15 protein-coding genes and 1 tRNA gene are annotated in these 21,153 nt (G+C 66.9%); 7 read left to right on the forward strand and 9 right to left on the reverse strand.

All coding sequences use genetic code 11. The features are described 5' to 3' along the window. Nucleotides 1-4: 4 nt before the first annotated feature. Together cyoA and POS15_RS11980 are read right to left on the reverse strand one after the other, a co-directional pair. Nucleotides 5-1,078, reverse strand: a complete 1,074-nt coding sequence (gene cyoA, locus POS15_RS11975; RefSeq protein WP_019184500.1) for a ubiquinol oxidase subunit II — start codon at nt 1,076-1,078, stop codon at nt 5-7. Between the two features lie 375 nt (nt 1,079-1,453). Further along, nucleotides 1,454-2,458: a 2-hydroxyacid dehydrogenase gene (locus POS15_RS11980; protein ID WP_284128212.1), complete on the reverse strand. Its 1,005-nt coding sequence runs from the start codon at nt 2,456-2,458 to the stop codon at nt 1,454-1,456. Nucleotides 2,459-2,527: 69 nt separating this feature from the next. Here POS15_RS11980 and POS15_RS11985 point away from each other — a divergent pair, with 69 nt between their 5' ends. The 6 genes from POS15_RS11985 to POS15_RS12010 all read left to right on the forward strand — a co-directional run bounded on the left by POS15_RS11985 (nt 2,528) and on the right by POS15_RS12010 (nt 10,058). Next, nucleotides 2,528-2,872, forward strand: a complete 345-nt coding sequence (locus POS15_RS11985; protein WP_046272185.1) for a hypothetical protein — start codon at nt 2,528-2,530, stop codon at nt 2,870-2,872. A gap of 35 nt (nt 2,873-2,907) precedes the next feature. Continuing rightward, nucleotides 2,908-3,714, forward strand: a complete 807-nt coding sequence (locus POS15_RS11990; RefSeq protein ID WP_284128213.1) for an alpha/beta hydrolase — start codon at nt 2,908-2,910, stop codon at nt 3,712-3,714. Next, on the forward strand, nt 3,711-5,045 hold the full coding sequence (locus POS15_RS11995) for a sensor domain-containing diguanylate cyclase (RefSeq protein ID WP_019184504.1): 1,335 nt from the start codon (nt 3,711-3,713) through the stop codon (nt 5,043-5,045). Before POS15_RS11990 ends, POS15_RS11995 begins: the two co-directional genes overlap by 4 nt. 156 nt (nt 5,046-5,201) lie before the next feature. Then, nucleotides 5,202-5,834, forward strand: a complete 633-nt coding sequence (locus POS15_RS12000) for a TetR/AcrR family transcriptional regulator C-terminal domain-containing protein (RefSeq protein ID WP_019184505.1) — start codon at nt 5,202-5,204, stop codon at nt 5,832-5,834. Between the two features lie 49 nt (nt 5,835-5,883). Beyond that, the gene (locus POS15_RS12005) at nt 5,884-6,984 is read left to right on the forward strand and encodes an efflux RND transporter periplasmic adaptor subunit (protein WP_284128214.1); all 1,101 of its coding nucleotides are present in this window, start codon (nt 5,884-5,886) and stop codon (nt 6,982-6,984) included. After that, entirely contained in the window at nt 6,981-10,058 is a 3,078-nt protein-coding gene (locus POS15_RS12010) for an efflux RND transporter permease subunit (protein ID WP_284128215.1), read from the forward strand. Before POS15_RS12005 ends, POS15_RS12010 begins: the two co-directional genes overlap by 4 nt. A 63-nt stretch (nt 10,059-10,121) precedes the next feature. Here the strand turns inward: POS15_RS12010 and POS15_RS12015 are convergent. Further along, nucleotides 10,122-10,197: transfer RNA gene (locus POS15_RS12015), tRNA-Thr, on the reverse strand. Nucleotides 10,198-10,359: 162 nt separating this feature from the next. On the opposite strand from POS15_RS12015, the gene treA reads away from it, so the two are divergent. After that, nucleotides 10,360-11,988 (forward strand): alpha,alpha-trehalase TreA, encoded by a 1,629-nt coding sequence (treA, locus tag POS15_RS12020; RefSeq protein ID WP_019184508.1) that lies wholly within the window; start codon nt 10,360-10,362, stop codon nt 11,986-11,988. 24 nt (nt 11,989-12,012) lie between these two features. Here the strand turns inward: treA and POS15_RS12025 are convergent, their stop codons facing one another. The 6 genes from POS15_RS12025 to murJ all read right to left on the reverse strand — a co-directional run bounded on the left by POS15_RS12025 (nt 12,013) and on the right by murJ (nt 21,078). Beyond that, nucleotides 12,013-13,893 carry a peptidase M61 gene (locus tag POS15_RS12025; RefSeq protein ID WP_284128216.1) on the reverse strand — a complete coding sequence of 627 codons (1,881 nt, stop codon included), beginning with the start codon at nt 13,891-13,893 and terminating at the stop codon, nt 12,013-12,015. 219 nt (nt 13,894-14,112) lie between these two features. Beyond that, a complete protein-coding gene (ispH, locus tag POS15_RS12030) occupies nt 14,113-15,063 on the reverse strand; it encodes a 4-hydroxy-3-methylbut-2-enyl diphosphate reductase (protein WP_284128217.1) in 951 nt (316 codons plus the stop codon). 53 nt (nt 15,064-15,116) lie between these two features. After that, nucleotides 15,117-15,623: a signal peptidase II gene (gene lspA / locus POS15_RS12035; protein WP_019184511.1), complete on the reverse strand. Its 507-nt coding sequence runs from the start codon at nt 15,621-15,623 to the stop codon at nt 15,117-15,119. After that, entirely contained in the window at nt 15,623-18,454 is a 2,832-nt protein-coding gene (gene ileS / locus POS15_RS12040; protein ID WP_284128218.1) for an isoleucine--tRNA ligase, read from the reverse strand. Before ileS ends, lspA begins: the two co-directional genes overlap by 1 nt. Then, nucleotides 18,451-19,398 (reverse strand): bifunctional riboflavin kinase/FAD synthetase, encoded by a 948-nt coding sequence (locus POS15_RS12045; protein WP_019184513.1) that lies wholly within the window; start codon nt 19,396-19,398, stop codon nt 18,451-18,453. Before POS15_RS12045 ends, ileS begins: the two co-directional genes overlap by 4 nt. 75 nt (nt 19,399-19,473) lie before the next feature. Further along, nucleotides 19,474-21,078 (reverse strand): murein biosynthesis integral membrane protein MurJ, encoded by a 1,605-nt coding sequence (gene murJ / locus POS15_RS12050; RefSeq protein WP_284129639.1) that lies wholly within the window; start codon nt 21,076-21,078, stop codon nt 19,474-19,476. Nucleotides 21,079-21,153 lie beyond the last annotated feature (75 nt).

Here is a 21,153-nt window from a genome sequence, read left to right on the forward strand (position 1 = left end):
ATGGTCATTCTCCCGAGCCGTCGTGACCGGCGTGACCGGCTGCGGCGTGCTCGTCTGCAGTGTGTGCGGCGTCCGCGGCAGCGGGCTGGTCGGCATGGACCGGCAGCTTCGCTTCGTCGTGGGCTCCGCTCATGGCCTGCATGTCGTGGCCTTCATGGCTTTCGCCTTCGGCGCCGTCATGCTTCATGGCCTTGTGGTCGTGCTTCATGCCGTAGTGCTGGTTGTCGCCCATGTGCTTGGCGATGACCCAGTCGAACAGGCCGGCCTCGGTGGTGCCGTAATAGGTCACCGGGTGCCAGTCGTGGTTCTTCTCGGCAACCAGCGCAGCGAAGGCGGTCTTGTCCAGGGTCGCGCTTTGGGCACGCACCTTGGTCAGCCACTGCTGGTACTCCGCCTCGGTCACCGAGTGCGCGGAGAAATGCATCTTGCTGAAGCCCGCGCCGCTGTAGTGCGAGGACATGCCCGGGAACTCACCGGTCTCGTTTGCGATCAGGTGGAGCTTGGTCTCCATGGCCGTCATCGAGTAGATCATGCTGCCCAGGTGCGGGATGAAGAACGCATTCATCACCGAATCGGACGTGATCTTGAAGTTCAGCGGGGTATCGACCGGGAAGGTGATCTCGTTGACGGTGGCGATGTTCTCTTCGGGATAGATGAAGAGCCACTTCCAGTCCAGCGAGATGGCTTCGATCACCACCGGCTTCTTGTCCGAGTCCAGCGGACGGTACGGATCCAGCGCGTGCGAGGAACGCCAGGTCAGCACGGCCAGCACCAGCACGATCATGCACGGGATCGACCAGACCACCACTTCGATGGCCGTGGAGTGCGACCACTTCGGCTCATAACGGGCCTTGGTATTGGTCGCACGGTACTTCCACGCGAAGGTGAGGGTCATGATGATGACCGGCACGACAACCAGCAGCATCAGCACGGTCGCCGTGATGAGCAGGGTCTTCTCGTCGTGGCCGATCTGGCCCTTGGGGTTGAGGATGGCCGAGTTGCAGCCCGTCAGGAACACGGACAACGCAAACAGCAGGCCCGGACGCAGGAAGCGTCCAAGGGGTTTCAACGGAATCATCGGTCGATCCAATTGCGTAGGGAATGCCAGTTCAAGCCCGCCTCCGTCCCAGCCAAAGCCGGTGGTGCCGGTCCAAGGGGACAGGCACGGAGGACGATCATGTCAGCCTTCCAATTTTAGGCCGTCACGCATCATTTAAGAAAGGCATTGACAATGATCCAGCGCAGGAAAGGCCTGTTTTGGGCTGCGACACGTTGTCGCAGTGCCGGGCAATGACCCGATTCGGCAACATTCCGGCCCTTGTATAGACATGAACGGGTCAGTTCCGGGGCTGGCCAGCGCGGACCCGGTTGCAGTGTCCCGGCGCGTGCTGCGCAACGGCCGGCGGGCGGCCACGGTACACGTACCGACGCCCCACGTCACCCGCGGCGCCGCTCAGACCGCCCGCACCCGATTCGCGCACGCCGCCCCACTGGCGAAGTCCGCCAGGTTGCGCAGCGTGATGTCGGAAATCTCCTGCAGCGCCTCGACCGTGAAGAAGCCCTGGTGCCCCGTCACGAGCACGTTGGGGAAGGTCATCAGGCGCTGGAACGCGTCATCGTCGATGATCTCGCCGGACCGGTCCTGGAAGAACAGCCCACTCTCCTGCTCGTAGACATCGATGGCCAGGTGGCCGAGGCGGCGCGATTTCAGCGCGCGGATCACCGCATGGGTATCCACCAGCCCGCCGCGCGAGGTATTGACCAGCATCGCCCCGGGCTTCATTGCGGCCAGTGAGGCGTCGTCGATCAGGTGATGGGTGTCCGGCGTCAGCGGGCAGTGCAGCGAGACGATGTCTGATCGGGCCAGCAGGTCCTCCAGCGCGACCGATGCGCCAACGGCGGTGAATCCGGGCGATGGATACGGATCGTGGCCCAGCACGGTACAGCCCATGCCCTTGAAGATGCGGGCGGTGGCCAGGCCGATCTGACCGGTGCCGACGATGCCCACGGTCTTGCCGTGCAGGGTGCGGCCGAGCAACCCATCGAGCATGAAGTTGCCCTCGCGCACCCGGTTGTAGGCGCGGTGGGTCTGCCGGTTGAGCGTCATCACCATGGCCAGGGCATGCTCTGCCACGGCTTCGGGGGAGTAAGCCGGCACGCGTGCCACGAACAGGCCCAACTGCTCCGCCGCGGCCAGGTCGACATTGTTGAAGCCCGCACAGCGCAGCAGGATCGCGCGCACCCCCTGTGCATGCAGCGCCTGCAGTACCGGGGCGTCCAACCGGTCGTTCACGAACACACAGACCGCCTCGCAGTCCTGCGCCAGTGCCGCGGTATGTACCTCCAGCGCGGCATCGAAATACAGGAACTCGAAGGACGTCCCTGCCCCGCGGCGTTGCTTGGCCTCATCGAGAAACTGCTGGTCGTACGGGCGGGCGCTGAATACTGCGATCTTCATGAGGCGATCCCCGGGAGTTCGAGCATCACGATACCGCAGTACACTCCGGCCAACTGCCTGGAGCCTGCCGTGTCCCTGACTGCCCGCCTTCTCCGCTGGACCGCCACGCCGATGGCCCGGCGCGGCCTGTTCGTGCTCACGTGCGCGGCCGTGATCGTGATGGCCTGCAATCCATTGCTGGCGCCCTTGCTGCCCGTGGTGGATGCGCTGGGTCTGGATGTACTGGTCCTGCTCATGGGTGCGCAGGCGATGGCACTGCTGCCATGGGTGCGGCTGCATGCCCGTCGTATCGCGCGCATCACCCTGCGTTTGCTGCTGGGTACCCTCGCCGGTGCCATCGCCAGTTTCATCGGCGGCTATCTGCGGCAACTGGTATTCGCCATGGCCACGCGTTGGACCCACGCGCGCCCGTGACCTAGTATTCGGCCCTTGCAAGACGCCATGGGTGGATGTGCGTGGAAAGTTTCGAGCGGTTCAACGGGCGCCGTAGTGGTGAGGGCAAGGCGGTCGCGATCCTGTCACACGGCTTTGGTACCGATCAGACCGCATGGAATGCATTGCGCCCGTGGTTTGAAGCGCGCTATGACGTGATCTCCTTCGATCTTGCCGGCTGTGGCCCGCAAGGTGCGCAGACTTACGATTTCGAACGCCATGGTTCGCTGTTCGGCTACGCCGACGATCTGCTCGACATCCTGGATGAGCTCGACGTGCACAACTGCACCTACGTCGGCCATTCGATGAGCGGCATGATCGGCGCGGCCGCTGCGGTGGCACGGCCGGAGCTGTTCGAGCGGCTGGTCATCATCGGTGCGTCGCCGCGTTATCTCGACGATGACGGCTACACCGGCGGTTTCAAACCGCAGGACCTGGAGCAACTGTTCGAGAGCATGCGCGCCAACTACCAGGCCTGGATCGCCGGCTTCGCCCCGATGGTCGTCGGCGTGGAAGACAGCGCGGTCGTTGCCGATTTCTCCAACACCCTGTTCCAGATGCGCCCGGACATCGCGCTCAATACCTCGCGCACGATCTTCACCTCAGATCTGCGCAGCCTGGCTGCGCGGGTTTCCACGCCGGTCCACCTGATCCAGACCGCGCACGACGTGGCGGTACCGGTCGCCGTCGGCCAGTGGCTGGCCAACGCGATCGATGGCGCCACCCTGGATGTGATCGATGCTTCCGGTCACATCCCGCACATGACGGCACCCGATGACGTCATGCGCATTCTCGAACAGCGTTTGGCAGGCCCCACGCGGTGACGACCTCCGACAGTGAAGCGCTTGCCGCGCTGTGCCAGTTCGCCCGTCTCGCCTCCCACGCCGACCTGGTGATGGCAGTGGAGGTGGACGCCGGCGGGAGGGCGACCTGGGCTGTCTCGGCCCCGGCACTGCCCTCGTCGAGCTTCAACCTGGCGCGCAGCGGCATCCTCGAGGCGCGCTGGAGCGGCGAGGCCATGGACGCAGCGGACTTCCGGCTGCCGACGGCGATCATCCATGCCCTGGAAGGCCGTCCCGCCCGCCTGCTGTACGTTCCGGCCCCCTCCCACGGCGCGCCGCTGAGTGGCCTGCTGCTGCTCTGGCGGAGCGTCCCTGCCCCTGCAACCTTGACGGCACAGGTGCCACTGCTGGCCACGAGCGTGGCCCGACTGCTGTCCGCACGGCGCGAAGCCGCGCGCGGCACGATCGTCCGCAATCAGTTCCTGGACCTGTTTGAAAGCGTGCCGGCGGGCATCGTGCTGATCGACGGGGATGGCGTCGGCGCGGCGGTCAACGAGCACGCCGCGGAGCTGCTGGGCTGCACGGCTGGCAATCACCGGGCGGCGGATCTGGCCGGCCCGATGCGCGCCCTGCGCCAACGCTGCGACAACCACGCCGAGCTGGAACTGGCCTACAGCGCTCAGATGAACAACGATCAGTTCGCCGCCAAGCAGAACTGGACCCTGGGCGAACGCACCTTCGAAGTGGACACCCATCCGGTACGCGGCAACGGCGCACACGGGCGCATCTGGCTGTTCACCGATGTCACCGCGGACCTGCTGATGGCCGCCGAGCTGCGCCGCCTGGCGTCCTCGGACCCGTTGACCGGCGTCCCCAACCGCCGTCATTTCGAAGAATGCTCGGCCCAGATCATCGCCGCCCGCGAAGCCAACGGCCGTGCGGTGGCGGTGCTGATGGTGGACGTGGACCACTTCAAGAAGATCAACGATACCTACGGCCATCCGGTCGGCGATGAAGTCCTCAAAGTAGTCGCCAAGCGCTGCCGCGACGCCCTGCGGGAGCGCGATCTGTTCGCCCGCTTCGGCGGCGAAGAGTTCATCGCCCTGCTGGCGGCGTCGCCCGTCGATGAGATTCCCGCCGCCGCCGAGCGACTGCGCAGTGCGGTGGCCGCTGAGCCGATCCTCGTGGGCAGCGAGCGCGTTGCCGTCTCCGTCAGCGTCGGGGGCGCGATCGGCGAGGCGTTGCCAGGTCGCGACCAGCGGCTGCTGGAGGCGCTGATCGCCCGGGCGGATGAGGCGCTGTATGACGCCAAGACCAGCGGGCGCAACCGGGTCCGGATGGCGGTCCTGGAGCCTGACCTGATCGACCCCTGAGCCAACCGGGCGCTTGGGGCCCCGGCCCCCTCCCTGGGCGCGCCTGAACCCATCAGCCACGTCCCGCGGGCCCATTGGAGATCTGTGCACGGGCACTTGTCGGCGCGAACCTAACACTGTTAGATTCGCCCCCTAACAACGTTAGGCCAGAACACAGTGCGCCAACCCATCGCGCGGGAAGACATCGTCAAGGCGGCCTTCCGGATCCTCGACGAGGCCGGCCTGGAGGGCATTACCCTGCGCAAAGTGGCCTGCTCGCTGGGCATCCGGGCGCCGTCGTTGTACTGGCACTTCAAGAGCAAACAGGCGCTGATCGACGCCATGGCCGACGCCATGATCTGCGACGTGGCTCGCGTGATTCCCGACGGACAGCCATGGCGGCAGACGCTGCTGCAGATCGGGCGTGAGTTCCGCCTGGCGTTTAAAGCGCGCCGCGATGGTGCGCGGGTGTATGCGGGCACCTTCCTGGCCACCGAGAACGTGCTGCGGGTAGGTGAGGCCAGCATCGCCGCGCTGATGGGCGCCGGCGCGCCGGCACGCTTTGCCGCGACCGCGGCGATGGACCTGGTGTACTACACGATGGGCTTCGTGATCGAGGAGCAGTCCTGGCCCGGCGACGGCAGCATGGAAGCGCTGGGTGAGGCCTTCATGGCGCTGGCCGAGGCGCGCTTCCCCCATTGCTGGCAGGCCCGTGATGCATGGAGCGAGGTCGATTTCGACGCCCGCTTCGAGCAGGGGCTGGGCCTGATGCTCGATGGCATCGAACGACGCCTGTCGCGCGAATCCTGATTTCCCGATGCCTTTCTTTTCCCGCTGTTCCGACCCGGAAAGCCTCTCGATGCGTGCACCCTACCTCCGCAGTTTTTCCCTGATCCTGGCTGTCGCGCTGCTGTCCGCCTGCGGCGGCAAGGACGACAAGGCCGCGGCCGACGCCACGGCCGCCAGCTCCGCGCTGCCGGTCTCGCTGGCGCCCGCGCAGCAGCAGACCATGGCCCGCACGGTGCTGGTCTCCGGGCCGGTGACCGCCTATGAAGAAATGCAGTTGGGCGTGGAGATCAGTGGCCAGCGCGTGACCGCGTTGCTGGTGGACGTGGGGCAATGGGTCAAGCGGGGCCAGGTGCTGCTGCAGGTGGACCACCGCACCCTGGACAGCGAGCTGGCGCAGGCCGACGCCTCGTTGCGACAGGCGCAGGCCTCGCAGGAACTGGCCCGCATGAACTACGAGCGCAGCGCCAAGCTGGCCGCCCAGCAGCTGATCAGCGAAAGCAGCCTGGATGAGCTGCGCGCCTCACGCATCAATGCCGAAGCGCAGACCTCCACCGCACGTGCCGCGCGCGACGCGGCCAAGCTGCGCCGCGATTTCGCCGACCTGCGCGCACCCGCCGACGGCCTGATTTCCAAGCGCCTGGTGCAGCCGGGCCAGGTGGTCTCCGCCGGTACCGAGCTGCTGCGCCTGATCCGCGATGGCCGCCTGGAGTGGCGTGCGGAGCTGCCGGAAAACCAGCTGGCCGATGTCGCCGTCGGCAACACGGTTGAGCTGCCGTATGCGGGCCAGGTGGTCAGTGGCCGCATCCGCGCGGTCACCCCGGGTGTCGATGGACAGACCCGCACCGGCACGATCTATGCCGACCTGCCAGCCCCCGGCCCACTCAAGCAGGGCATCTACGTGGATGGCCGCATCGTCACCGGCGACGGCCCGGTGCTGACCATCCCGACCGCGGCGATCGTGCAGCGCGACGGCCACAACTATGTGTTCACCGTGAACGACAAGCAGCAGGCCACCCGCCACCGCGTCAGCACCGGCCAGGCCGTGCAGGGCCGCACTGCGATCCTTGAAGGCCTGAAGGCCGGTGACCAGGTCGTGGTGGATGGCGCCGGCTTCCTCGGTGAGGGCGACCGCGTGCGTGTGGTCGCTGCGACCAAGGCCGCCGCACGATGAACATCTCCGCCTGGGCGATCAAACGCCCGTTGCCTGCGCTGCTGATCTTCTTCGTGCTGTGCGTGGCCGGCCTGTGGGGTTTCCATCAGTTGCCGGTGGCGCGCTTCCCGGACATCGCCTTCCCGATGACCACCGTCACCGTCACCCAGCCCGGCGCCTCGCCCAGCCAGCTGGAGGCCGAGGTGACCCGCAAGGTCGAGGACTCGGTGGCGACGGTCAACAACGTCAAGCGCGTGATGTCTTCGGTCAGCGAAGGCGTCAGCACCACCACCATCGAGTTCCAGCTGGAAGCCGATCTGGCCACCGCGCTGGACGACACCCGCGACGCGGTCACCCGCATCCGCACCGATCTGCCGCAGGACATCCAGGAGCCGGTGATCTCCAAGGTCGATATCGGCGGTTCGCTGATGACCTATGCGCTGGTCGCCCCGCACATGACCACCGATGAGGCCAGCTGGTTCGTCGACCGTGATATCTCGCGTGCGATGTACGGCGTACCCGGTGTCGCACGCGTTACCCGCGTGGGCGGCGTGCAGCGCCAGGTCCGGGTGGATCTGGATCCCAATGCGCTGATCGCGATGGGCATCACCGCCGGCGATGTTTCGCAGCAACTGGCCCGCATCCAGGTGGAGCGTGCCGGCGGCAAGACCGAGGTTGAAGGCGCGCAGCAGACCATCCGCACGCTGGGTACTGTCGGTGACGCGCAGGCGTTGCGTGACTACTCCATTGCGCTGCCGGACGGGCGCGCGGTGCGGCTCTCCACGCTGGCCACCGTGACCGACGGCGCCGCTGACCCCACCGAGGCCGCCCTGCTGGATGGCAAGGGCGTGGTGGCCTTCTCGATGTCGCGTACGCGCGGCTCCAGCGAGGTCAAGGTGGAAGCCGGCGTGCATGACGCGCTGGACAAGATCAAGGCCGAGCATCCGGGCATCGACTTCCGCCTGGTCACCACGGCGATCGATGAGACCCACCGCTCCTACGATTCCTCGATGACCATGCTCTGGGAAGGCGCGCTGTTGGCGCTGCTGGTGGTGTGGCTGTTCCTGCGCGACTGGCGCGCGACGTGGGTGTCGGCGCTGGCGCTGCCGCTGTCGATCATCCCGACGTTCGCGGTGATGTACTTCTTCGGGTTCACCCTCAACATCATCACGCTGCTCGCGCTCTCCGTCGTGGTCGGCATCCTGGTGGACGATGCGATCGTGGAGATCGAGAACATCGTGCGCCACCTGCGCATGGGCAAGCCGCCGCTGGAAGCCGCGCGCGAGGCCGCCGGCGAGATCGGCAACGCGGTGATCGCCACGTCGCTGACCCTGGCTGCCGTGTTCGTGCCGGTCGCCTTCATGCCGGGCATCGCCGGCAAGTTCTTCCGCGAATTCGGCTGGACCGCCGCCACTGCCGTGCTGTTCTCGCTGCTGGTGGCGCGCCTGCTCACCCCGATGATGGCCGCCTACCTGCTCAAGCCACATGGCGAGGAGAAGCCAGAATCCAAGCTGATGACGTGGTACCTGGGCTGGGTGGACGCCGCACTGCGCCATCGCGGACGCACGCTGTGGATCGCCACCGGCCTGTTCGTGGCCTCGCTGGCGCTGGTGCCGTTTATCCCGGCTACCTTCATTCCACAGTCCGATCTGGGCCGCAGCAACCTCAACCTCGAACTGCCGCCGGGTACCCGCCTGCAGGAGACCGTGGCCGTCGCCGAGCATGCGCGCGGCCTGCTCAAGGACATGCCCGAACTCAAGCAGGTCTACAGCGCCGTCGGCAGCGTGCTGGACCTGGGCGACCCCGGTGCGACCGGCATCGGCGAACCGCGCAAGGCCACCCTGGTGCTGGACTGGGGCAGCGCCGACGGACGGGACCGCGACCAGCGCGTGCTGGAGCGTGAGGCCCGCGAGCGCCTGGCCGACCTCCCCGGCGTGCGGGTCAGCTATGTCAGCTCCGAGCCCGGCAACCTGCTGCAGCTGGTGCTCTCCGGTGACGACCCGCAGCGCCTGCAGGATGCCGCCACTGCGCTGGAGCGCGACCTGCGCGGCATCCAGGGCCTGGGCAGCGTCACCTCCACGGCCTCGCTGCTGCGCCCGGAACTCCAGATCGTGCCGAACCCCGCCCGCGCCGCCGACCTGGGCGTGGCGACGGCCGATATCGCCGAGGCCGCCCGCATCGCCACGGCTGGCGATTACGAACAGCGCCTGGCCAAGCTCAACCTGCCCGACCGGCAGGTGCCGATCCGGGTCGGCTTCGCCGAAGCCACGCTCGCCAACCCGGGCCTGATCAGCCAGCTGCGCGTGCCCGGCCGCAATGGCCCGGTCCCGCTGGCGGCCGTGGCTGACATCCAGCAAGGCAGTGGCCCTTCGCAGATCTCACGCTACCAGCGCCAGCGCAACGTGACCCTCACCGCCGAACTCAACGGCCGCCCACTGGGCGATGTGATGACCGAAGTGCAGGCCCTGCCGGGCGTCAAGCAGTTGCCGCCGGGCGTCACCTTCCTCAACACCGGCGATGCGGAAGTGTTCGTCGAGCTGTTCATCGGTTTCATGCTGGCCATGGCGGCCGGGTTGATCTGCATCTACATGGTGCTGTTGCTGCTGTTCAACCATGCGCTGATGCCGATCACCATCCTCGCCGCGGTGCCGCTCTGTGCCGGTGGCGCGTTCGGCGCGCTGCTGATCACCCAGAACATGCTCTCGCTGCCGGCGCTGATCGGGCTGCTGATGCTGATCGGCATCGCCACCAAGAACTCCATCCTGCTGGTGGATTACGCGGTGATGGCCGAAGACGAACACGGCATGAGCCAGCACGACGCGTTGATCGATGCCTGCCGCAAGCGTGCACAGCCGATCATCATGACCACGCTGGCGATGGGCGCAGGCATGATGCCGATCGCGCTGGGCTTTGCCGGCGATTCCAGCTTCCGTGCACCGATGGCGATCGCCGTGATCGGTGGTCTGATCACCTCCACGCTGTTGAGCCTGATCGTGATTCCGGCGGCCTTCACCGTGGTGGATGATGCGGGGGATTGGTTGTCGCGGAAGTTCCGGCGGCGGTCGTCGCATCCGGCCGTCGGCGGTGCGGAGTGAGCTGACCCGCCACGCCGCCCCAAACAAAAAGCCCCGACCAAGGCCGGGGCTTTTTGCTGTATCTGGTGCCGGAAATAGGAATCGAACCTACGACCTACGCATTACGAATGCGCCGCTCTACCAACTGAGCTATTCCGGCGAGGTCGTGAATTCTAGGGGGTGTCGACCACTTTGGTCAATCAGGGAAGCGCCCCACCATGGAAGCGCCCATGCCCCAATGCCCCGGCACGACCCGCTGCCGCCGCACCAGCCCTTGACGCGCCGGCCCCTACAGTGGGCTCCCCACTTCCGGAGGTATCCCATGCGCCCCTGTTCCCGCCTGGCCGGCCTGCTGCTGTCATCCCTGTTCTTGAGCGCCGCCGCGCAGGCACAAGGCACGGTGCCGACGCCGCAGACACCGGACCAGCAGTGGCAGCCCCTGTTCCAGCAGGTCCAGGGCGCGCACCTGTTCAAGGATCAGAAGACCTTCGCCGATGCGGTCCCCCGCCAGCCGGCGGCGACCGTACTGACCGAGTGGCAGCGCGCCAGGACGCAGCCCGGGTTCGACCTGGCAGCCTTCGTAGCCGAGCACTTCGCAGTGCCTGGTGACACCCAGCCCTACGTGCCGCCAGCGGGCGAGACGCTGCGCGCGCACATCGAGGGGCTGTGGCCCGTGCTGACCCGAACCACCGACACGGTGGATCCGAACGGCTCGCTGCTGCCGCTGCCCAAGCCCTACGTCGTGCCCGGCGGGCGCTTCCGCGAGGTGTACTACTGGGACAGCTACTTCACCCTGCTCGGGCTGGCCTCCAGTGGTCGCTGGCAGCAGGTGCGCGACATGGTGGACAACTTCGCGTTCCAGCTCGACAGCTACGGCCATATCCCCAACGGCAACCGCAGCTACTACCTGAGCCGCTCGCAACCCCCCTTCTTCAGCCTGATGGTGGATCTGCTCGCCACGCATGAAGGCGTTGAGGCCTACCGCCGCTATCTGCCGCAGTTGCGCATCGAGCATGCATTCTGGATGCGCGGCGCGGAAAGCCTGGCACCTGGCGAGGCACGCGAGCGGGTGGTCAGGCTGGCCGATGGCCAGCTGCTCAACCGCTATTGGGACGACCGCGCGGTGCCGCGCACCGAATCCTGGATGGACGACCTCGCCACGGCTGCGCAGGCACCGCAGCGCACGCCCTCACAGATCTATCGCGATCTGCGCGCCGGCGCGGAGTCCGGCTGGGATTTCAGCTCGCGCTGGCTCGCCGAGCCGTCTGCATTGGCGAGCATCCACACCACCGCGATCGTGCCGGTGGATCTGAACAGCCTGCTGTTCCATCTCGAGATGACCGTGGCCCGCGCCAGCAAGGCGGCCGGTGATCGCGCCGCTGCGCGCACCTTCACCCAGCTGGCGAAGGCACGTCAGCACGCCATCAACCAGCTGCTCTGGGATGACCAGCAAGGCTGGTACGTGGATCGCGATCTGGAGCGTGGCCAGACCCGCCCTGCCCTGACCGCGGCGGCGTTGTTTCCCTTGTGGCTGGACGTCGCCGGGCGCACGCAGGCACGCCGTACTGCGGAGGCCGTCCAGGCTCAGTTGCTGCGCGATGGCGGGCTGCTGAGCACCACCTTGGTGACCGGTCAGCAATGGGATGCCCCGAATGGCTGGGCGCCGTTGCAGTGGGTCGCGGTGGACGGGTTGCAGCGCTATGGGCAGGACGCCCTCGCCCGCCGGATCGGCACGCGCTTCCTGCGCACGGTGCAGACGGTGTATGACCGCGAGGGCAAGCTGGTGGAGAAATATGTGGTGGACGGTTCGGCCGCCGGCGGCGGTGGCGGCGAGTACCCGCTGCAGGACGGTTTCGGCTGGAGCAATGGCGTCACGCTGGCCCTGCTGGATCGGCTGTGCGCGCCGAAGCGGGTATGCAACAGTGCAGAGGAGGTGGAGACCGCAGACTGATCCGGCGGCCTCCACGCAGCGCACTCACCGCGCCTTCCACAACTCCGCCAGTCGATCCGGCTTGCCTGCGATGCGCTCCAGCGACGGGTACTTCAGCCCATCGTGGTAATCCAGCGTGACCGTATCGATGCGGTCGAAGCTCTTCACCAGCAGCGTCAGCGGCGCCTTGTCGGTCTTGGCTGCGGTGATCGCCTCCTTCAACTGCTCGGCCTTGAACACCCGGCCATTGAGCGCGACCACGCTCATGCCGGGGGTCAGGCCGGCATTGAAGGCCGGGCTGTCCCACAGCACATCGCCGATGTAGCCGGATTCGCTGACCGACATTCCGATGGAGTAGAGCAGGTTGCTGTTCTTGCCGCGGGTTTCCTGTGCCTTGAACGCCTCGTTCGGTGTATCGGTGTACACCAGTTTCCAGCCAGCCGCTTCCAGGCCCCCGGTGAGCGGACCATGCCCGTCCAGGCGCTCGCGCAGGAAGCTGGCCCAGTCGAACGGCGCCACGCCGTTGAGCGTGCTCACCACCTCGTCGAAGGTGTAGGGATTTACATTCCAGTCGCCGTCATTCATGCCGAAGAACGCCTTGGCAAAGTCGTCCAGGCCGCGCTTGTTACCCGTCAGCGCGCGCAGCTTGCCCTCCACCTCCAGCCAGACCATCTGGCCGCCGGAGTAGTAGTCCTCGCTCATCTGGTAGTTGCGGAAGGCCAATGCGCGGCGCTGGGCGATGGTCGGGTCGTTGGTGGTGTCCTGCAGGTTGCGCCAGGCCAGGCCCGGGCGACCACGATCGTAGGTGCCCGCCACATTGGCCAGCACGTCACGGGTCTGCTGCTGGCTCCACAGCCCGGAACGCGCGGCCAGCACCTGGCCCCAGAACTGGGTCTGGCCTTCATACAACCACAGCAGGCTGTCGCCCATGGGCACGTTGAAGTTGGCGGTGGTCAGATCGGCGCCACGACGGTACTTGCCGTTCCAGGAGTGGTTGAACTCGTGCGGCAGCAGATCACGGCCCAGCCAGGTCTTGTCCCACTCGGTGAAGTAACCCGTGTCACCGCTGTTCTCGCTGGAGCGCTGGTGCTCCAGGCCGATGCCACCGAGCTTGTCGGTCAGCGCAAGCAGGAACTCGTAGCGGTCGAAGTGGCGTGCGCCGTAGAGCTTGTACATCTGCTGCACCAGCGCGCGGTGCGCCTGGATCTGCTCGGGCTTGGCGGCCAGCGATCTGGCCTCATCGGCGAAGACGTTCAGGTGCACCGGCACCTTCGCGCCGGGGTCCAGGTCGAAGCGCTGGAAGTGGCGCCCGGCGAACAGCGGCGAGTCGACCAGGTGGTCGTAGCTGATCGGCTTGAACACCACCGTGTCACCCTCGCGGCGCTCGGTATCCAGCGCGGTGGCATATGACCAGCCCGGCGGCAGCGTGACGGTGGCCTGCGCCTGGATGTTGCGGGTGATCACCCCGGCCGGATACAGCGAATTGGCATTCCACTGCAGATTGAGCATGTCCGGGGTCATCACCACGCGGCCCTGGTTGCCCTGCGAAGAGAGGAACTTGAACTCGGCCACCACTTCGCTGGCGCCCTGCGGCACCTCCACGGTGAAGGCATAGACGTCGTACTGATCACGCGTCCACTGCAGTGGCTTGCCGTTGGCGGTGACGACCAGGCCGGCGAGCTTGTCGATCGGGCCACTCGGTGAATGTGCCCCGGGCAACCACTGCGGGTACAGCAGGGTCAGTGGGCCGGGTCTGGCCGGCACCGTGGCCTTGACCTTGAAGATCCGTCGGCCGATGTCACGTGCGTCCACGTCGATGCGCAGCAGGCCGGGGAAGGCCACATCCTGCGGCGGCGGTGTCTGCGCCTGTACGCCGGTGGCGGACACGGCCAGCAACACGGACAGGGCAATGGCACGCATCTTCATCAGGCAGGCTCCAGCGGGGGAAGCCTCGATCCTAGCCCTGCGTTACCGCCCTGCCCCATGGCCAAAGGTCATGCGTCGCGTTGCGGCCATGATTGGCACAGCCGAGTGCGGTGACGTTCTGTCTGCCGGATGGGATCAGGGCCAACCGGGGTGTGCTGCCGGCCAGCGGCCGGCACTACCGGGGCAGCGCCACGGCATGCGTGGCGTCGCGATGCCTGGTCAGTCGACCAGTCGCAGGCGCAGTTCCTTCGGCAGCGCGAACACCATCGATTCCGGCTCACCGTCCAGTTCGCCGACGCCGGTGGCACCGAGTTCCTTCAGCCGCGCGATCACGCCATCCACCAGCACCTGCGGGGCCGAGGCACCGGCGGTCAGGCCGATGTGCTTCTTGCCGGCGACCCACGCCGGATCGATCTCGTCGGCACCGTCGATCAGATAGGACTCCACGCCATCACGGCGCGCCAGTTCACTCAGGCGGTTGGAGTTGGAGCTGTTCGGCGAGCCGACCACCAGCACCAGGTCGCACCGCTTGGCCAGGTCGCGCACGGCGTCCTGGCGGTTCTGCGTGGCGTAGCAGATGTCGTCGTTCTTCGGGCCCTGCATCGCCGGGAAGCGGGTGCGCAGGGCGTCGATGATGCCGCGGGTGTCATCTACCGACAGCGTAGTCTGGGTGGTGTAGGCGAAGTTCTCCGGCTGGTCGATGACCAGCGTGGCGACGTCCTCCACGTCTTCCACCAGGTAGATCTGGCCGGTGCCGCGCTCGCGGCTCCACTGCCCCATCGTGCCTTCCACCTCCGGGTGCCCGGCGTGGCCGATCAGCACGACGTCGCGGCCGGCGCGGCAGTGGCGGGCCACTTCCAGGTGCACCTTGGTGACCAGCGGGCAGGTCGCGTCGAACACCTTCAGGCCACGTCGGTCGGCTTCCTGGCGCACGGCCTGGGAAACGCCGTGGGCACTGAAGATCACCGTGTTGTCGTCGGGCACTTCGTCGAGCTCCTCGACGAAGATCGCGCCGCGGGCCTTGAGGTCATCAACCACGAACCGGTTGTGCACGACCTCGTGGCGCACGTAGATCGGCGCACCCAGGGTCTCGATCGCGCGCTTGACGATCTCGATCGCACGATCGACACCGGCACAGAAACCACGCGGATTGGCGAGCAACACATCCATCGGTCAGATACTCCGGCCGGCGTGAGCCGGGTTGTTACGGATACAGGAGGGAATTATCCCGCTTTTTTGGCAGCCTTGCCGTCGAACAGGCCGAACAGGGCGATACCCACCGCGCCGAGCACGATCGCCGAATCAGCGATATTGAACGAGGGCCAGTAATGGTCCCCGATATGCCACTGGATGAAATCGACCACATGACCGTGCATGAGGCGGTCGATCACGTTGCCGATCGCCCCGCCGATCACCAGCGCGTAAGGCACGGCGCTGCGCCAGGCGCCGCGAGCGGTGCCCCACATCCAGTAGGCCATCAGGCCGCTGATGCCCACCGCCAGTGCGGTGAAGAACCACAGCTGCCAGCCACCGGCATCGCTCAGGAAGCTGAATGCCGCACCGGTGTTATAGGTGCGGAACCAGTTCCAGAAGCCCTCGATGACCACCACCGGCTCGTACTCGGGCAGGCTGGACAGCACCCAGGCCTTGCTCCACTGGTCGGCGATGATGATCGCCGCCGAGAGCAGCAGCCAGATCAGCGCGTTCGGACGCGGACGGGCGGCGGCCATCAGAACCACCGCCGGTCTTCGCCGGCCCCATCGATGTTGGTCACGCAGCGGCCACACAGTTCCGGATGCGCAGCGACCGAGCCGACATCGGCGCGGTAATGCCAGCAGCGCACGCACTTCTGCTTGCCGGTCGGCTGGGCGCTGACGAACACCTCGTCGGTGGTCGCCGGGCGCACCTGCACGTCACCGCTGATCAGCAGGAAGCGCAGCTCCTCGGCCAGCGGCTGCCAGCGCGCGGCGGTCTCGCCATCCGCGGCGACGGTGATCTCCGCTTCCAGCGCCGCACCGATCGCACCATTGGCGCGCATCGGCTCAAGCACCTTGGCGACCTGCTCGCGCAGGGCCAGCAGCTGGTCGAAATCGGCCGCGCTGAGCGGTGCATCGGCCGGCAACGGAGCCAGGCCCTCGTACCACGTGGCGAACAGCACGTTCTCCTTGCGCTCGCCCGGCAGGTACCCCCACAGCTCATCGGCGGTGAAGCTCAGGATCGGCGCGATCCAGCGCGTGAACGCTTCGGCGATGTGGTACATCGCGGTCTGCGCCGAGCGGCGGCCGCGCGAGTCCACCGGCATGGTGTACAGGCGGTCCTTGGTGACATCCAGATACACCGAGCCCAGATCCACGCTGCAGAAGTTCAGCAGCAGCTGCACGATCTCGGCCATGTTGTAGCCGGTGTACGCCGCCTTGATCTTCTCCTGCACCTCGAAGGCGCGATGCACGATCCAGCGGTCCAGCGCGACCATGTCGGCCGGGGCCACCCGATGCTGGGCCGGGTCGAAGCCGTCCAGGTTGCCGAGCAGGAAGCGCGCGGTGTTGCGCAGGCGCCGGTAGGCATCCGCGTTGCGCTTGAGGATTTCCTGCGACAGCGACATTTCGTTGCTGTAGTCGGCCGAGGCGATCCACAGGCGCAGGATGTCCGCGCCGAGGGTCTTCATGATGTCCTGCGGCTCGATGCCGTTGCCCAGTGACTTGGACATCTTGCGGCCCTTCTCATCCACGGTGAAGCCGTGGGTGAGGCACTGCTTGTACGGGGCCTGCTTGTCGATGGCCACGCCGGTCAGCAGCGAGGACTGGAACCAGCCGCGGTGCTGGTCCGAGCCTTCCAGGTACAGATCGGCCGGCTTGCCGAAGCCACGCGCCAGCAGCACGCCTTCATGGGTCACGCCCGAGTCGAACCAGACATCGAGGATGTCGGTGACCTTCTCGTAGTGCGGCGCTTCATCGCCCAGCAGCTCGGCGCTGTCCAGGGAGTACCACACGTCGATGCCTTCGGCCTGCACGCGGTCGGCGACCTGCTGCATCAGCTCGACGGTACGCGGGTGCGGCTCACCGGTTTCACGATGGGTGAACAGCGCGATCGGCACACCCCAGGTGCGCTGGCGGCTGATGCACCAGTCCGGACGGCCATCGACCATCGAGCCGATGCGCGCCTTGCCCCAGCTCGGGAACCAGCCGACGTTGTCGATCGCGGCCATCGCATCGCTGCGCAGGTTGGCCTTGTCCATCGAGATGAACCACTGCGGGGTGGCACGGAACACGACCGGGGTCTTGTGGCGCCAGCAGTGCGGGTAACTGTGCACGATCTCGACATACGCCAGCAGCGCACCGGACGCACGCAACACATCGACGATCAGCGGCTGCGCCTTCCACAGGTGCACGCCGGCCAGCTCGACATCGCCGGCCGGCGGGGTCGAGGACAGGTACACGCCACGGCCGTCGACCGGATTGATCTGGCCGGCGTTGTACTTGTCCATCAGCCCGTACTGCTGGCTGACCACGAAGTCTTCCTGGCCATGGCCCGGGGCGGTATGCACCGCACCGGTACCGTCTTCGTCGGAGACGTGCTCGCCGTTGAGCAGCGGGATGTCGCGCTGCGGATAGAACGGATGGGCCAGCAGCAGGTTTTCCAGCGCGGCGCCGGTGGCACGGCCGTGCACGACCAGGCCGTCCACGCCATAGCGCTGCAGCGAACGCTCGGCCAGCGCGGCGGCCAGCACCAGCCAACGGCGCTTGCCGTGGTGGGCCGGGCCTTCGGCCAGCACGTACTCGATCTCCGCACCGAGGGACACCGCCAGCGAGGCCGGCAGCGTCCACGGGGTGGTGGTCCAGATCGGCACCGCAACCTCGACATCAGCCGGCAGGGTCGCGCCGAAGCGCGCGGCCAGCTGCTGCGAATCACGCGACACGTAGGCCACGTCGATCGCCGGGGAAGTCTTGTCCTGGTATTCGATCTCGGCTTCGGCCAGCGCCGAGCCGCAGTCGAAGCACCAGTGCACCGGCTTGGCGCCGCGCACGATGTGACCGTTGGCGAAGACCTTGGACAGCGCGCGGATCTCGTTGGCTTCGAAATCGAAGCTCAGCGTTTTGTACGGGTTGTCCCAATCGCCGATCACGCCCAGGCGCTTGAAGTCGCGGCGCTGCAGTTCGATCTGCTCTTCGGCGAACTCGCGGCACTTCTGGCGGAACGCGACCGCATCGAGCTTGACGCCGACCTTGCCCCACTTCTTCTCGACCGCGATCTCGATCGGCAGGCCGTGGCAATCCCAGCCCGGCACGTACGGCGCATCGAAGCCGGCCAGGTAGCGCGACTTGACGATGATGTCCTTGAGGATCTTGTTGACCGCGTGGCCCAGATGGATCTGGCCATTGGCGTAGGGCGGGCCGTCGTGCAGCACGAACAGCGGGCGGCCCTGCGCGTTGTCGCGCAGGCGGGCGTAAAGGCCCTCGTCCTCCCAGCGCGACAGAATGCCCGGCTCGCGCTTGGGCAGGTCGCCGCGCATCGGGAATTCGGTTGCCGGCAGATGAAGGGTGGCTTTGTAGTCCTGGCTCACGCAGTGGCTCGCAATCTGTGTTCGGAAAGGATGTGACGGGCCTGTTCGGCGTCACGGTGCATCTGGTCGGTCAACGCGGCCAGATCGTGGAACTTTTCTTCGTCGCGCAACTTGGCGACGAATTCGACATCGATGTGGCGACCGTACAGGTCGCCCTGGAAATCAAACAGGTGCGCCTCCAGCAGCGGCTCCACGCCATCCACGGTGGGACGCGTACCGAAGCTGGAGACCGAGGGCCACGGCTGGTCGAACACGCCGTGGACCCAGGTGGCATAGATCCCCGACAACGCCGGCGTCTTCGGGAAGCGCAGGTTGGCGGTCGGGAACCCCAGCGTACGGCCCAACTGGCGGCCGCGCACTACCCTGCCTCCAATCGTATACGGCCTGCCCAACAGATCGCCGGCGTGGCTGAAATCACCGGCGCGCAGCAACTGACGGATGCGGGTGCTGGAGATGCGCTCACCGTGCAGATCCACCGGTTCGATCTCGTCGGCACTGAAGCCACGCTCGCGGCCCATCGCCTGCAGCAGGGCCAGATCGCCGCGGCGGCGGTTGCCGAAGCAGAACTCCGGCCCGATCCACACCTCGCGCGCGCTCAGCCGGTGCACCAGCAGCTGCTCGACGAAATCCTCGGCCTGCATCGCGGCCATGCGCGCGTCGAAGCGCAGCAGGCCGATCGCATCGACGCCGAGCTCGCGCAGCATCGCGACCTTGTCGCGGGCCAGGGTCAACCGCGGCGGCGGCTCGCCCTGGGCGAAGTACTCGCGCGGCAGCGGCTCGAAGGCCACTGCCACGGCGGCCACACCCAATGCGCGCGCGCGCGAAACGGCGTGGCGCACCAACGCACGATGACCCAGGTGCAGGCCGTCGAATGCGCCGATGCAGACCACGCTTCCGTGCGGGAACAACTGCCCGCCTTCGACGCTTCTAAACAGCCTGCTCATCTACGTGGAATGCGGCCCACCAGGGCCGATGCTTTGCAAGAGATAGCCATGAAGTATAGCCGGGCTGCCCCCGGATCAATGCTCCCGCAGGTGGCGCGGGCGGAAGCCCGTCGCGATCAGGGCCACCAGGTAGGTCAGGCCACCGCCGCCGACCAGCAGCGCGAGGTTGCCGATCCGGTGCCATTTGTCCATGCCGGTGAAGTCCGCCATCCCGTAACGCAGGGCCAGCAGCACCGCCACCATGGCCACGCAGGCCAGCCCCAGCTTGGTGACATAGCCGCCCCAACCCGGCTTGGGCTGATACACATCGGTCTTGCCCAGCCAGTACCAGAGCAGGCCCAGGTTCAGATAACTGGACAGCGCGCTGGCAATGCCCAGCGCCAGGTGCAGGCCCGGCTGCTTGCCCAGCGCGACCCACACGCCCTGCGCCTTGAGCGCGTCGGGCACCATCACCTGGTACAGCACGGCCAGCAGAATGAAGTTGAACACCATGTTGGCCACCAGCGCGGCCACGCCGGCGCGGACCGGGGTACGGGTGTCCTGGCGGGCGTAGAAGGCCGGCAGGACCACCTTGAGCAGCGCGAACGCCGGCAGCGCGAAGCTCAGGCCGTACACCGACAGCGCGGTCATCCGGGTATCGAAGGCAGTGAAGCGCCCGTACTGGAACACCGTGGCGATCAGCGGCTCGGCCAGCAGCAGCAGGCCCAGCATGGCCGGAACGGCGATCAGCAGGGTCGTGCGCAGGCCCCAGTCCAGCGCGCTGGAGAAGCCGGCCTTGTCGGTGCTGACATGGTGGCGGGCCAGCGCCGGCAGGATCACCGTGCCAAGCGCCACCCCGAACACGCCCAGCGGCAGCTCCAGGAAGCGATCAGCCAGCGACAGCCAGGACTGCGAGCCGTCGGTCAGCTTGGCGGCGATCACGGTGTCCAGCAGCAGGTTGATCTGCGCGATCGAAGAACCGAACAGGGTCGGCACCATCAGGGTCAGCACCTTGCGCACGCCCGGATGCTGCCAGCCCCAGCGCGGCAGGGTCAGCAGGTTGATGCCCTTCAGCGAGGGCAGCTGGAACAGCAGCTGCAGCAGCCCGGCCGCCAGCACCGCCCAGCCCAGCGCCAGGATCTGCTTCTCCGGCGTACCGCCCAGCCGCGGGGCCAGCCACAGCGCACCGGCGATCATGCACAGGTTGAGGATGACCGGGGTCAGCGCCGGCATCGCGAACTTCTGGAAACTGTTGAGCGCCCCGCCCGCCAGCGCGGTCAGCGAGACGAACAGCAGGAACGGGAAGGTCAGCCGGAACAGGTCCACCAGCAGGCCATGCTTGGCCGGGTCGGTATCCACCCCGCTGGAGAACAGGGTCGCCAGCTGGGGCGCGAAGATCAGCGCCAGCGCGGTGACCAGCAGCAGGACCCCGCCCAGGGTGCCGGCCACCCGCGACATCAGCTCGCGCAGTTCGGCGTGGGAGCGGGTTTCCTTCACTTCCGTGAACACCGGGACGAACGCGGTGGCGAACGAGCCCTCGGCGAACAGGCGGCGCAGGAAATTGGGCACCCGGAAGGCGACCCAGAAGGCGTCGGTCACCGCATTGGTGCCGAACGTGGTGGTGATGACCAGGTCGCGAACCAGCCCCAACACCCGCGAAATCATGGTCATGCTGCTGAAAGACAGCAGGCCCCGCAACATCCTTGGTGAACTCACCCGTGTTCCCTCTTGACAATTGACTTGACGTACATTTTTCGAGCCATCATACTTTCCAGC

Origin of the sequence: Stenotrophomonas sp. BIO128-Bstrain (assembly GCF_030128875.1) — a bacterium.
In the GTDB taxonomy this organism is placed as follows: Bacteria; Pseudomonadota; Gammaproteobacteria; order Xanthomonadales; family Xanthomonadaceae; genus Stenotrophomonas; species Stenotrophomonas bentonitica_A.

Excerpts from the sequence above, each read along its gene's own strand:
- cyoA (WP_019184500.1), bottom strand. The coding sequence starts at position 1,078 with ATGATTCCGTTGAAACCCCTTGGACGCTTCCTGCGTCCGGGCCTGCTG.
- POS15_RS11980 (WP_284128212.1), bottom strand. The coding sequence starts at position 2,458 with ATGAAGATCGCAGTATTCAGCGCCCGCCCGTACGACCAGCAGTTTCTC.
- POS15_RS11990 (WP_284128213.1), top strand. The coding sequence starts at position 2,908 with ATGTGCGTGGAAAGTTTCGAGCGGTTCAACGGGCGCCGTAGTGGTGAG.
- POS15_RS12005 (WP_284128214.1), top strand. The coding sequence starts at position 5,884 with ATGCGTGCACCCTACCTCCGCAGTTTTTCCCTGATCCTGGCTGTCGCG.
- POS15_RS12010 (WP_284128215.1), top strand. The coding sequence starts at position 6,981 with ATGAACATCTCCGCCTGGGCGATCAAACGCCCGTTGCCTGCGCTGCTG.
- treA (WP_019184508.1), top strand. The coding sequence starts at position 10,360 with ATGCGCCCCTGTTCCCGCCTGGCCGGCCTGCTGCTGTCATCCCTGTTC.
- POS15_RS12025 (WP_284128216.1), bottom strand. The coding sequence starts at position 13,893 with ATGAAGATGCGTGCCATTGCCCTGTCCGTGTTGCTGGCCGTGTCCGCC.
- ispH (WP_284128217.1), bottom strand. The coding sequence starts at position 15,063 with ATGGATGTGTTGCTCGCCAATCCGCGTGGTTTCTGTGCCGGTGTCGAT.
- lspA (WP_019184511.1), bottom strand. The coding sequence starts at position 15,623 with ATGGCCGCCGCCCGTCCGCGTCCGAACGCGCTGATCTGGCTGCTGCTC.
- POS15_RS12045 (WP_019184513.1), bottom strand. The coding sequence starts at position 19,398 with ATGAGCAGGCTGTTTAGAAGCGTCGAAGGCGGGCAGTTGTTCCCGCAC.
- murJ (WP_284129639.1), bottom strand. The coding sequence starts at position 21,078 with ATGTTGCGGGGCCTGCTGTCTTTCAGCAGCATGACCATGATTTCGCGG.